The organism is Comamonas sp. 7D-2, assembly GCF_022749555.1.
GTDB classification, from domain to species: Bacteria; Pseudomonadota; Gammaproteobacteria; order Burkholderiales; family Burkholderiaceae_C; genus Comamonas; species Comamonas thiooxydans.
In genome coordinates this window covers 3,507,162-3,519,972 of sequence record NZ_CP094238.1, presented here as the reverse complement: position 1 = coordinate 3,519,972, position 12,811 = coordinate 3,507,162, and the positions used below count along the sequence as shown (strand labels likewise).

12 protein-coding genes and 1 tRNA gene are annotated in these 12,811 nt (G+C 59.3%); all 13 read left to right on the top strand.

All coding sequences use genetic code 11. The features are described 5' to 3' along the window. The first annotated feature begins 11 nt into the window (after positions 1–11). The 13 genes from infC (at position 12) to MPZ60_RS16095 (ending at position 12,800) form a co-directional block, all read left to right on the top strand. On the top strand, positions 12–644 hold the full coding sequence (gene infC / locus MPZ60_RS16155) for a translation initiation factor IF-3 (protein WP_080745935.1): 633 nt from the start codon (positions 12–14) through the stop codon (positions 642–644). A gap of 193 nt (positions 645–837) precedes the next feature. Beyond that, complete coding sequence (gene rpmI / locus MPZ60_RS16150) at positions 838–1,041, top strand: 50S ribosomal protein L35 (RefSeq protein ID WP_003053571.1); 204 nt, start codon at positions 838–840, stop codon at positions 1,039–1,041. A gap of 26 nt (positions 1,042–1,067) precedes the next feature. Then, positions 1,068–1,427, top strand: coding sequence for a 50S ribosomal protein L20 (gene rplT / locus MPZ60_RS16145; protein ID WP_003053572.1), 360 nt, complete (start codon positions 1,068–1,070; stop codon positions 1,425–1,427). Positions 1,428–1,627: 200 nt separating this feature from the next. After that, the gene (gene pheS, locus MPZ60_RS16140; protein WP_003069975.1) at positions 1,628–2,680 is read left to right on the top strand and encodes a phenylalanine--tRNA ligase subunit alpha; all 1,053 of its coding nucleotides are present in this window, start codon (positions 1,628–1,630) and stop codon (positions 2,678–2,680) included. 165 nt (positions 2,681–2,845) lie between these two features. Next, a complete protein-coding gene (gene pheT, locus MPZ60_RS16135) occupies positions 2,846–5,314 on the top strand; it encodes a phenylalanine--tRNA ligase subunit beta (protein ID WP_034358896.1) in 2,469 nt (822 codons plus the stop codon). A 28-nt stretch (positions 5,315–5,342) separates the two neighbouring features. Further along, a complete protein-coding gene (locus tag MPZ60_RS16130; protein WP_012838976.1) occupies positions 5,343–5,669 on the top strand; it encodes an integration host factor subunit alpha in 327 nt (108 codons plus the stop codon). A gap of 241 nt (positions 5,670–5,910) precedes the next feature. Further along, on the top strand, positions 5,911–6,360 hold the full coding sequence (locus MPZ60_RS16125) for a MerR family transcriptional regulator (protein WP_034358893.1): 450 nt from the start codon (positions 5,911–5,913) through the stop codon (positions 6,358–6,360). A gap of 30 nt (positions 6,361–6,390) precedes the next feature. After that, a tRNA-Pro gene (locus MPZ60_RS16120) sits at positions 6,391–6,467 on the top strand. Positions 6,468–6,657: 190 nt separating this feature from the next. Continuing rightward, positions 6,658–7,221 (top strand): hypothetical protein, encoded by a 564-nt coding sequence (locus tag MPZ60_RS16115; protein ID WP_131324729.1) that lies wholly within the window; start codon positions 6,658–6,660, stop codon positions 7,219–7,221. A gap of 53 nt (positions 7,222–7,274) precedes the next feature. Next, positions 7,275–8,786, top strand: a complete 1,512-nt coding sequence (locus MPZ60_RS16110; protein WP_034358892.1) for a TolC family outer membrane protein — start codon at positions 7,275–7,277, stop codon at positions 8,784–8,786. Positions 8,787–8,824: 38 nt separating this feature from the next. Further along, positions 8,825–9,070, top strand: a complete 246-nt coding sequence (locus MPZ60_RS16105) for a hypothetical protein (RefSeq protein WP_003069983.1) — start codon at positions 8,825–8,827, stop codon at positions 9,068–9,070. A 182-nt stretch (positions 9,071–9,252) separates the two neighbouring features. Next, positions 9,253–11,391 carry a type I secretion system permease/ATPase gene (locus tag MPZ60_RS16100; protein WP_052057675.1) on the top strand — a complete coding sequence of 713 codons (2,139 nt, stop codon included), beginning with the start codon at positions 9,253–9,255 and terminating at the stop codon, positions 11,389–11,391. After that, complete coding sequence (locus MPZ60_RS16095) at positions 11,388–12,800, top strand: HlyD family type I secretion periplasmic adaptor subunit (protein ID WP_012838971.1); 1,413 nt, start codon at positions 11,388–11,390, stop codon at positions 12,798–12,800. Before MPZ60_RS16100 ends, MPZ60_RS16095 begins: the two co-directional genes overlap by 4 nt. Positions 12,801–12,811: the final 11 nt, after the last annotated feature.

Here is a 12,811-nt window from a genome sequence, read left to right as displayed (position 1 = left end):
TCAATCCAAGGGTGAAAACCATAGCTACTGAATTTCGCGATCGGCGCCACCGTGAAGAGCGCAAGCATCGACTGAACCGAGAAATCATGGCGCCTGAAGTGCGTCTGTCTGGTCCCGACAACGAGCCTCTGGGCATCGTGCCGCTGCAAGAAGCGCTGCGCATGGCCGGCGAGCTGGATGTCGATCTGGTGGAGATTGCGGCCAACGCATCTCCTCCGGTCTGCCGTCTGATGGATTACGGCAAGTTCAAGTACCAGGAACAGAAGAAGGCTGCTGAAGCCAAGGCCAAGCAGACCGTCATCGAAATCAAGGAAGTGAAGTTCCGCCCTGGTACAGATGATGGTGACTACAACATCAAGCTGCGCAATATCCGCCGTTTTCTGGCGGATGGCGACAAGTGCAAGATCACGCTGCGTTTCCGCGGCCGTGAAATCACGCACCAGCAGCTGGGTCTGAATCTGCTCAACCGTCTGCGTGACGATCTGGCCGATTCCATCCAGGTGGAGCAGTTCCCCAAGCTGGAAGGCCGTCAGATGATCATGATGGTTGCGCCGGCTCGTGCAGGCGGCAAGAAGCCCGCCGGTGCTGCAAAACCACAGGCTGATGGCGCCGCAGCTGCACCTGAGGCTGCAGATAAGGCATAATTGCGGTTTTGCCTTGTCGGCAAAAGTGGGCTTGGCCCACTTTTGTTTTGTGCGGCAGATAAAGAATTTGCAGGCTTGCCTGCAAGACGTCAGCCCGGCCTGGCCGGACTGACAAACAAGTGCCTCGGAGGCCAGCGAAGTGTGTGCGGGTTGCACACCGCCTTGCGAGCACAAGTTCAATAGGAGCATTCACATGCCCAAAATGAAGACCAAGAGCAGCGCGAAGAAGCGTTTTCGCGTTCGTCCCGGTGGTACCGTCAAGCGCGGTCAAGCCTTCAAGCGTCACATCTTGACCAAGAAGACCACGAAGAACAAGCGTCACCTGCGTGGCATTGTCAACGTGCATTCCGGCGATATGGGCTCCATCGCAAAGATGTTGCCTTCCGCAGGCCTGTAATTCACTGACGAACTAGGAGAAAACACATGCCTCGCGTCAAACGTGGTGTAACGGCTCGCGCCCGTCACAAAAAAGTTCTGAATCTGGCCAAGGGTTTCCGCGGTCGCCGTGGTAACGTCTTCCGCGTTGCCAAGCAAGCGGTCATGAAGGCTGGTCAATATGCCTACCGTGACCGTCGTACCAAGAAGCGCGTGTTCCGTCAGCTGTGGATCGCTCGTATCAACGCTGCTGCACGTGAACTGGGTCTGACTTACAGCCAATTCGCCAACGGCCTGAAGAAGGCTGCCATCGAAATCGACCGCAAGATGCTGGCCGATATCGCCGTGCACGACAAGGCTGCTTTTGCAGCTATCGTCGACCAAGTCAAGGCCAAGCTGGCTGCCTGAGGTCACGATCGGTAGTTACTCTTGTAGGACTTTTGCAGACAAGGATCCCCACAGGCATTTGCCGATGGGCGAGCATCTTGCTTGAACTTGATTGCAGAAGTCGTGTCTTGTTCAGTAGCTGCTGATGCACAAACAGCAAGGGCTAGGGCTTGAAAAGGCACTAGCCCTTGTTTATTTTTACAAGTCGATAAAGAGTCGATATGAACGAGTTGGATTCTCTGGTCGAAAGCGCACAGCAACTGTTTGCGCAAGCCCACACCCCCGCTGATCTGGAAAATGCCAAGGCGCAGTTTCTGGGCAAGTCGGGCAAGATGACCGAGCTCATGAAGGGCATGGCGCAGCTTTCCGTCGAAGAGAAAAAGTCGCGCGGCGCCGCCATCAACGTGGCCAAGCAGGCGATCGAAGCGGCCTTGACCGCCCGTCGCAAGGCTTTGGCAGACGCCGAGCTGCAGGCCCATCTGAAGGCCGAGGTGCTGGATGTGACTCTGCCCGGTCGCCGTCGTGGCGCGGGAGGGCTGCACCCCGTCTCCATCACCATGGAGCGTATCGAGGGCATCTTCGGCTCCATGGGCTTTGATGTGGCCCAGGGCCCCGAGATCGAATCCGACTGGTTCAACTTCACGGCGCTGAACACGCCTGAAGACCATCCCGCGCGCTCCATGCACGACACCTTCTATGTCGAAGGCGGCACCCAGCACGCGCCCAATCTGCTGCGCACGCACACCAGCCCCATGCAGGTGCGCCATGCCGTGCAGCATGTGAAGAATTACCGCAACGCGCTCGATGCCGGTCAGACCATGCCCGAGATCCGCGTGATTGCCCCCGGCCGCACTTATCGTGTGGACTCGGACGCCACCCACTCGCCCATGTTCCACCAGTGCGAAGGCCTGTGGATCGGCGAGAACGTGAGCTTCAAGGACCTGAAGGTCGTGTTCACCGACTTCTGCAAGACCTTCTTCGAGCAGGATGATCTGGTGCTGCGCTTTCGCCCCAGCTTCTTCCCGTTCACCGAGCCTTCGGCCGAAATCGACATCCAGTTCCAGAGCGGCCCGCTGGCCGGCAAGTGGCTGGAAGTGGCGGGCTCCGGCCAGGTGCACCCCAATGTGGTGCGCAACATGGGGCTGGACCCCGAAAAATACATCGGCTTTGCCTTTGGCATGGGCCCCGATCGCCTGACCATGCTGCGTTATGGCGTGAACGACCTGCGCCTGTTCTTCGACGGCGACATCCGTTTTCTGTCGCAGTTTCAGTAATTGAAAAGTGAGCTGCTAGCGCATGCTCTGAAACGATTTCAGATAGTTTTGATGCTGAAATCCTTATATGCCGAGCGCTAATAGCTCATCTTTTTGAGATACGCATGCCCAGCCAGTGGCAGACCGCTTGCGGTGCGACTGGCATGAACGCCAAAGAGTCTGACTATGCAATTTCCTGAATCCTGGTTGCGCGAATACTGCAACCCCAACCTGACCACCCAGCAGCTGGCCGATACCCTGACCATGGCCGGTCTGGAAGTGGAAGAGCTGGATCCTGTGGCGCCTCCCTTCACCGGCATCGTGGTCGGTGAAATCAAGGAAGCCGTGCAGCACCCCGACGCCGACCGCTTGCGCATCTGCCAGGTCGACGTGGGCGGCCCCGAGCTGCTGAACATCGTCTGCGGCGCGCCCAATGCGCGCGTGGGCATCCGCATTCCCTGCGCCACCGTGGGCGCCGAGCTGCCGCCCGGTGCCGATGGCAAGCCCTTCAAGATCAAGATCGGCAAGCTGCGCGGCGTGCAGAGCTTTGGCATGCTGTGCTCGGCCAAGGAGCTGGGCATTGACGAAGACGCCAGCGGCCTGCTGGAGTTTCCCGCCGATGCGCCCCTAGGCCAGAACGTGCGCGAGTATCTGAATCTGGACGACACGCTGTTCACGCTCAAGCTCACGCCCAACCTGGCGCATTGCCTCAGCGTCTACGGCGTGGCGCGCGAGCTGTCGGCGCTGACCGGCACGCCACTGAAAGCCCTGTCCTTCCCCGCTGCGGCCGTGGCCTTGCAGGACAAGCTGCCCGTCAAGATTGAAGCCACCGATCTGTGCGGCCGCTTCTCGGGCCGTATCGTGCGCAATGTCAACACGCGGGTGAAGACGCCTCAGTGGATGGTGGACCGTCTGGCCCGTTGCGGCCAGCGCTCGGTCAGCCCGCTGGTGGACATCTCCAACTATGTGATGTTCGAGCTGGGCCGTCCCAGCCATATCTTCGATCTGGACAAGATCAGCGGCGGCCTGAATGTGCGCTGGGGCAAGGAGGGCGAAACGCTCAAGCTGCTCAATGGCAACACCATCAAGATCGACGACTTCCTCAAGGTCGGCGTGATTGCCGATGACAAGCAGGTCGAGTCGCTGGCCGGCATTATGGGCGGCGACGCCACGGCCGTGTCTGACGACACCAGGAACATCTACATCGAAGCTGCGTTCTGGTTCCCCAAGGCTGTGGCCGGCCGTTCGCGCCACTTCAACTTCTCGACCGATGCCGGTCACCGTTTCGAGCGCGGCGTGGACCCCGAGTTCACCACCGAGCACATCGAGCGCATCACCGCGCTGGTGCTGGAAATTTGCGGCACGCCAGAGACGCAAGTCGGTGCCATGGACGACCAGAAGCCCAATATGCCTGCCTCCAAGGCCGTGCAACTGCGCGTGGCGCGTGCGGCCAAGGTCATCGGCATGGCCGTGACGCAGCAGCAATGCCTGGATGCCTTGAACGGCCTGGGTCTGCCGGCCACCGTGGCCAGCGAAGGTGCGGCAGGCGAACCTGTGATCAGCGTCACCGCTCCCACCTTCCGCTTCGACATCAATCTGGAAGAAGACTTGATCGAAGAAGTGGCACGCATGATCGGCTACGAAAACCTGCCGACCACCAAGCCACTGGCCCCGATCTCGCCCAAGCTGCGCGCCGAGAACGAGCGCAGCCCCTATGCCGTGCGCCACGAACTGGCGGGCCTGGGCTACCAGGAAACCATCAACTTCAGCTTTGTCGAAGAAAAGTGGGAGCAGGAGCTGGCCGCCAACAACAACGCCATCAAGCTGCTCAACCCCATTGCCAGCCATCTGAGCGTGATGCGCTCGTCCCTGCTGGGCTCGCTGCTGCAGGTGCTCAAGTTCAACGTGGACCGCAAGGCTCAGCGCGTGCGCGTGTTCGAGCTGGGTCGCGTGTTCTTCAAGGACGACTCCGTCGTTGACTCCGACACCACCGTCAAGGGCTTTTATCAGCCCATGCGCGTGGCGGGTCTCGCCTACGGCGCTGCCGACCAGCTGCAATGGGGCAGGGCGGAAGCCAAGGTCGACTTCTACGACGTCAAGGGTGATGTGGAGGCCTTGCTGGCTCCAGCCAAGCCCGTGTTTGAGCCTGCCGAGCATCCGGCCATGCACCCCGGCCGCTGCGCGCGCGTGCTGCTGGATGGCAAGGCCATCGGTTTTGTCGGCGAGCTGCACCCCCAATGGCGCCAGGAATGGGATCTGGCCCAGGCTCCCGTGATGTTCGAGCTCGAGCTCGATGCCGTGCTGGCCCGCGAGGTCCCCGTGTTCAAGCCCGTAGCCAAGCACCAGGCCGTGGAGCGCGACATTGCCGTGGTCGTCAAGGAAGCCGTGACTCACGCTCAGGTGATGGAGGCCGTGCAGCAAGGCGTGCAGGGCGGCATTTTGCGCTCGGCCGTGCTGTTCGACGTATTCCGTCCCAAGAAGCTCAAGGCTGGCGAGGAAGCGGCGCCGGGCAGCCTGGCTCAGGACGAGAAGAGTCTGGCCGTGCGTCTGACGCTGGGCAGCGACACCGCGTCGCTGACCGATGCGGAAATCGATGCCGCCATGCAGGGCACAATTGCGGCTCTGGTTGAACGCGTTGCGGCTCGCCTGCGTTGATATGTTCAATCCACAAGGAGATCGACCTATGGAGCTTGCCGTAGAGAGCATCGACAGCCCCGCGTTGACCAAGGCGCAGCTGGCCGATCTGCTGTTTGACGAAATCGGTTTGAACAAGCGCGAAGCCAAGGACATGGTGGATGCGTTTTTCGACCTGATCTCGCAAAAGCTGGTGGAGGGCGAGGACGTCAAGCTTTCGGGCTTTGGCAACTTCCAGATCCGCACCAAGGCGCCACGGCCCGGTCGCAACCCGCGCACCGGTGAGCTGATTCCCATCGCTGCGCGCCGCGTGGTGACCTTCCATGCCAGCAGCAAGCTCAAGGAGCTGATCCAGGGCGAAGGCTCGGGGTCATAAGCGATTGGTAAATCCACTGATGCGCGGACAGGCTAGGCATCGGTGACTGAGGAGCTGACAGTTTTGCGTCGCGAGCGGTGCAAGGTCCTGTCAGCTCTTCGCGCTATATTGCTAGGACTTGTGCAAACAGGAATGCATGGCGGGCATTTCTAATGACAAAACACCGTGCCTGACCCGAATTTGCGCAAGTCGTGATTGCATATCTTTCACCCATCCCTTCACTGACCGCTTGCAACCAGCCATGGCTTCTTCTTTGCCAGCAATTCCCGCCAAGCGCTATTTCACCATCGGTGAGGTTGCGGATCTTTGCGACGTCAAGCCTCATGTGCTGCGTTACTGGGAGCAGGAGTTTGTGCAGCTCAAGCCCATGAAGCGTCGTGGCAACCGCCGCTACTACCAGCATCATGAGGTGTTGATGGTGCGTCGCATTCGCGAGCTGCTTTACGAGCAGGGCTTCACCATCAGCGGCGCACGAAATCGTCTGCGCGAACTGGTGACGGGTCACGGCAAGGCCGTCGAGCAGCTGCCGGTGCTTGTGCATCCGGACCTGCCCCTGCAGGGGGAAGAGCTGGCGCAAAGCCATCTGCTGGCTGCAATGCTGGAGCAGGGCCGCTCGGAGCCTGCCGGTGCAATGGGCATGGAGGAGGTCAAAGAGGAGCTTTTGCAGATCAGGGCGCTGCTTTCTCTTTGATGTCGAATTTCTGTGTATAATTCAAGTCTTCGGAATGTAGCGCAGCCTGGTAGCGCACTTGCATGGGGTGCAAGGGGTCGCGAGTTCGAATCCCGCCATTCCGACCAATTAGACAAGGGCTTCTGACTATTCAGTCAGGAGCCCTTTTTCTATTTCGGATCAATTCATTGTCAATTGTTCGATTACGACTTTGGATGTGGGCTGATTTCACTTTGCAACGCATGCGCCGCCATGGTTGCGGTGCTGGAAGCGGTATTGATTCTTAATTTCTTTGATATAAAGAAGGAATGAAAAGAATTGCCAATTCCCGGCAAAAAAATCGAAGTTCGGTTGGTTGAGTGGTTTTTTGAAACAAATCATTGCATGCCTTGTGCTAGATTTGCAATTGAATCCATTTGTTTGATGGTGTTGCCAGGAGATCTGCCATCAACGCACGGCTTCGCATGCAGGGTTATGCGTCAAGAACACCGGCCGGAAACCGGAGGCTCCGCCTTGCTATCGTGGAAAGGAACATCTCCAAATGCGCTGTGTCTAGCCGATAGACGCTCCACAGCCTGTCCGCGCGATTTGTTTGGCCAAGGGATTGGCGATGTCATCCCTGTACCACTGCTGAGTGGTGGCTCGTCAAGCAAAAATAGTGAGTTTTGTCGATCAGGCAACAAGCTTGACCTGACCGTCAGTCTCCTGTGCGGTACTGGCATGACGCCAAAGGCTGTGAGCACGAGAGTTACAGAATTCCATTTTGCGAGTTCTGAGGCCGCATGCAATGCCTTTTCGGGCAGCAGCGAGCCGATCCACATTAACAACCAGCTTCCGCGGGAACGATTTGTAGAAGTCGCACCGATTGCTCTCGCCAATTAGTTGGCGGGCTAGACATCGCATTGCCCGGTCGGAGTCAAACAAGAGGGATAACAATGAAATTCAGTCAGATTGCACAAGTGGTAGCCACTCTGGGTGTGGCATCGTGGGCCATGGGGGGTATGGCTCAGACGACCATGAATGCGCAACAAGCCAACGAGCAGGGTGTTGCACTGCAAAAGGTTGTCGAGCAGGCACTGATGACTCATCCCGAAGTGCAGGCGCGCTTTCAGGATTTCAGCTCGTCCGCTGAAGGTCAGAACGTGGCCCGGGGAGGTTGGCGTCCGCAAGTCACCGCGCAAGGTTGGGTCGGTCGCGAGTGGCGCAGCCATATCCAGGATGCTCCATCGCAGAACTGGAACCGTCCGGGCTGGAACCTGCAGCTGCGTCAGCTGATCTTTGATGGCTTCACCACTAGCAGCAATATCCGTCAGTTGGGCTTTGAGAAGCTGGCCAAGTTCTACGACCTGCGCGCCACCACTGAAAATTTGGCCAATGATGTTGTCGCCGCCTATCTGGATGTGCAGCGTTATCGCGAAATGGAAAAGCTGGCCCGTGAGAATTTCGGCACGCACCAGGTGACGCTGGGGCAGTTGCGTGAGCGCCAGCAGTCCGGCGTGGGCCGCGGTGTTGATCTGGAGCAGGCAAGTGGACGTCTGTCGCTGGCGCAGACCAATCTGATGACCGAGAGCAACAACCTCAACGATGTGCTGCAGCGCTACCGCCGCGTGGTGGGTGAGTATCCTGCGGCCACGCTGGACCCGGTGCCCGATGTGAGTGCCAAGCTGCCTGCTTCCGGGGTGGCCAAGGATTTCGGCGAGTCGCTGCGCGCGAGTCCGCTGCTATTGTCCAAGCAGGCTCTGGTGCAAGCGGCAGAGGCCGGTCAGAAGGCTGCCAAGGGGGCACATATGCCCAAGCTCGAGCTGCTGGCGTCCACGGGGCGTGATCGTGATCAGAACTCGCCGGCCTACTGGGATGTGCAAAGTTCGCGAGTGCAGCTGATGCTGACTTACAACCTGTATCGCGGTGGTGCGGACGAGGCACGCCTGCGTCAGACGATTGCTCAGGGCTATGCCGCACAGGATGTGCGCGATTACACCTGCCGCAACATCCAGCAGGAGCTGTCGATTACCTGGAACAACATGGCCCGCCTGCGTCAGCAAACGCCGTTCCTGCGTGAGCATGTTCTTTCCACGGCCAAGGTCCGCGTGGCGTATCAGCAGCAATTCAAGATCGGTCAGCGTTCGCTGCTGGATCTGCTCAATACGGAAAACGAGCTGTTCGATGCCCAGCGCGCTCTGGTCAACGCTCAATATGACCTGAAAAAGGCCGAGTACCAGTGGCTGACTTTGTCCAGCCAGATTCTGCCTGTGCTGGGGCTCGCGCAGCCGCATGACGACAGCCGCCCGGATGAGCAGCAGGCGCTGAACTTGCCGGATGATCTGCTGCGTAGCTGCAAATCCTCGGTGCCGGACACCAGCAATCTGACGCCTGTGCCTGCCAGCGCAGCGGTTGATCTGGGGGCTCCAGCCCAAGCCCCGGCATCTGGTGCGGCGGGCCGTCAGTGATAGCTGGTGGCGCCTGGCGCAGCTTTTAGTGGGAGTTGATGAACAAGATGGATAAAAGCGATTCACCACCGTCGGAGCAGTCCTCCCGGCAGGAATTGTCGGCACTGGATGCGGATTTCATCCGCGTTCTCGAGGACTTGATTGACGCCTTGCTTGCCAATGGGGCTTTGCGCTTGACGGATCTTCCGCCGCAGGCGCTGGAGAAGCTGAACCAGCGCAAGCAGGCGCGCCAGCGTATGCGTAATTCGCTGGACTTGATTGATGATGACGAAGAGCTTTTATAGGTTGATTGTTGAAGATGACCAGACCAGACTTTGAGCCTTCATTGGCATCGAGCAACGGTACGGATGCGACTCAGAAGGCCGGGCAAGGTTCTTTGCCGGATGCCGCGGCAGCGGCGGAGCAGGCCGGCCCGGCCTTTCTGGGGGCGCGAAGCTCGGCGCATGCACCGGCGGGGGACTGGCGCATGCCGGCCCATGAGACCCATGCGGATCCCTTGCTGGATTGCCTGGTGCAGCTCACCAACCTGCATGGCAAGCCCTACACCGCGCAGGCACTGAGCAATGGTCTGCCGTTGGTGGATCAGCGCCTGACGCCTTCATTGCTGGCTCGGGCTGCGGCTCGCGCGCAGTTCAGCACGCGTATCGTGCAGCGCGGTCTTGACGATGTTCCTCAGGGCTTGCTGCCGGCAATTCTGATTCTCCATGGAGACCGTGCCTGTCTGTTGCTCAGAGCGCTGGAGAGCGGTCGCTTCCTGTTGCAGTATCCGGAGTCGGAGAGTCCGGTCGAGGTAGAGGCCCAGGCTTTGCTGCAGGACTACGCGGGGCTGATGTGCTTTGTGCGTCCGCAGTTCCGCTTCGAGCCGCGCTCCGTGCAGCAAGGCATGGAGCCTCGCAGCAGTCACTGGTTCTGGGCGGTGATCCTGGAGAATCGGCGCCTGTACCGCGATGCCTTGCTGGCAGCCGTACTCATCAATGTCTTCGCACTGGCAATGCCCTTGTTCAGCATGAACGTGTATGACCGGGTGGTGCCCAACAACGCGGTGGAAACATTGTGGGTGTTGGCTATCGGAATTTCTTTGGTGCTGATCTTCAACTTTGTGCTGACGACGACGCGTGCCTATGTTGTGGATGCCGCGAGCAAGCGTGTGGATGTGCAGCTGTCCGCGCAGATCATGGAGCGCGTTCTGGACTTGCGCATGGAGAGCCGACCCGCATCCGTCGGTTCGTTTGCGGCCAATCTGCGCTCGTTTGAGTCGGTTCGTGATTTCATTGCGTCTGCAAGTCTCACGACCTTGGTGGATCTGCCTTTTGTGCTTCTGTTTCTGGTGGCGATTGCATGGGTTTCGCCCTGGATGCTGATTCCGCCTGTGGTGGCGATTGCCGCGATCTTGCTGGTTTCCTTCTGGGCCCAGGCACGCATGGAGAGTCTGACGCTCAAGACCTTTCAGGCTTCGTCTCAGCGCAACGCGCTGCTCGTGGAGTCGCTGACCAATCTGGAGGCGGTCAAGACGCTCAATGCCCAAAGCGGAGTGCAGCGTCTGTGGGAGAGCTCCACTCAGTACATTGCCTACATGGGGGGCAAGATCAAGTTCATCTCGTCCGGTACGGTGAACTTCGTTCAGACCTTGCAGCAACTGGTCACCATAGCCGTGGTCGTCATCGGCGTGTATCAGGTGCAGGATGCGTCGCTTTCCATGGGCGGCATCATTGCAGCCTCCATGATTGCAGGGCGTTGTCTGGCACCCTTTGGTCAGGTGGCGGGGCTGATGATGCAGTTTCACAATGCGCGCACCTCGCTCAATTCCATTGACAACTATATGAAGATGCCGGTCGAGCACGAAGCTGAGCGCGAATTCGTCTCACGTCCGGATCTGCGTGGCGCTATCGAGTTTCGCAATGTCAGCTTCAGCTATCCGGGAAGCGAGCAGGCCAGTCTTTCGGGAGTGAGCTTTTCGCTCCGACCCGGCGAACGGGTTGGCATCATTGGGCGTATCGGCTCGGGCAAGACCACGCTTGAAAAGCTGGTCCTGGGTCTGTATCAGCCCAGTGAAGGCTCGGTTCTGATCGATGGTATGGATGCCCGTCAGATAGACCCGGTGGATCTGCGTCGGGCCATCGGGCATGTGCCGCAGGACCCGATGCTGTTCTATGGCAGCTTGAAGCACAACCTGCTGGTGGGTGCGCCATTCGCGGATGAGACAGACATGCTGCATGCGGCACGCATTGCGGGTGTGGATGATTTCGCGGCGCGCAATCCCAAGGGCTACGACATGTTGGTTGGCGAGCGGGGCGAGTCACTTTCTGGCGGCCAGCGCCAATCCATTGCTGTCGCTCGTGCCCTGATCAACGACCCGGCCATATTGCTGCTGGACGAGCCTAGCAGCAATCTGGACAACCAGAGCGAGGCACAACTCAAACGTCGTCTGGAAGAGGCCTCCCAGGGCAAGACCATTTTGCTGGTCACTCATCGCACGGCCTTGTTGACCTTGGTTGACCGGCTGATCGTGATTGACGGCGGCAGAATTGTTGCCGATGGAGCCAAGGATCAGGTGATCGAAGCCCTGAAGCAGGGGCGGATTGGTGGAGTAGGAGGGCGAGCATGAGCGAGTCCAAACCCCAAAAAAAGCCGTCGCGCTTCAAGGATGCGCTCAAGACGCGCTGGACGCGACTGGAGCGATGGCTGCTTGACGGCAGCGAGGTTGTCGGAACGCATCAGCCGGATGACCTCAAGGCCGATGCGCAGTGGGCTGCAGGGCAGCAGCAGGCGCGTGGTTCGCGTCTGTTGATATGGGTATCTCTGGTCACCGTGGTGGTTCTGCTGCTATGGGCTTGCCTGGGTCGCATTGATGAAGTGGTGCGAGGCCAGGGCAAGGTGGTTCCTTCGCGTCAGGTTCAGGTGGTGCAGAGCCTGGATGGCGGCATCGTCAAGGAAATTCTGGTGCACCCCGGCGAGCATGTGGAGCAGGGTCAGGTCATCTTGCGCATCGATCCAACGCGCTACAGTTCGTCCCTGGGCGAGAACAAGGCCGAACTTCTGGCATTGAAGGCCAAGGCCGCGCGTCTTCAGGCCCTGGCATCGGGCGAGCCTTTCAAGGCTCCGGAAGATGTGCAGGCTCTGGCGCCTCAGTTGGTGGAGATGGAGCGGCGCATGTGGGAGAGCCGCTCCCAGGAGCTCAATACCAACGTCAATATTGCGCGTGACCAGTTGCGCCAACGTCAGCAGGAGCTGCGCGAAACCCAGGCCAACCGTGACCAGGCTTCCTCCAGTTGCAGCTTGACGTCCGAAGAGCTTTCGGTGACTCGCCCCTTGCTCAAGAGTGGAGCAGTGTCCGAAGTGGATTTGCTGCGCCTGCAACGTGATGTGGCTCGCTTCTGTGGCGAGGCCAAGGCGGCCGGTGCGCAGATCGGGCGCATTCAGGCTGCGATTCAGGAGGCGGAGCGCAAGATTCAGGAGTCGGAGCTGAATATGCGCAATCAGTCTCGCTCCGAGCTCTCGGAAACCCAGGCCAAACTGGGCACCCTGGAGCAAGGCAAGGTGGCGCTGGAGGATCGCGTCAAGCTGGCCGAAGTGCGCTCGCCCGTGCGCGGCACGGTCAACACCTTGATGGCGAATACCGTCGGCGGTGTTGTGCAGCCGGGCAAGGACATCCTGGACATCGTGCCGCTGGATGACACCTTGTTGATGGAAGTGCAGATCAATCCACGCGATATCGGCTTCCTGCATTTTGGTCAGCAGGCCGAAGTGAAGTTCACGGCCTATGACTTTGCCATCTATGGAGGCCTGCAGGGGAAGCTGGAGCAGATCGGTGCCAACACCGTTACCGACGAAAAGGGGAACTCCTTTTATGTCGTGAAGGTGCGCACGGAGAAGGCTCACGTGGGCGATGACTCGCGCCCCATCATTCCCGGTATGCAGGCCGAGGTGCATATCCTCACGGGCAAGCGCACCTTGATGCAGTATCTGCTCAAGCCGATTCTGCGTGCCAAGTCCAATGCATTGATCGAACGTTAGTTCATGGATCG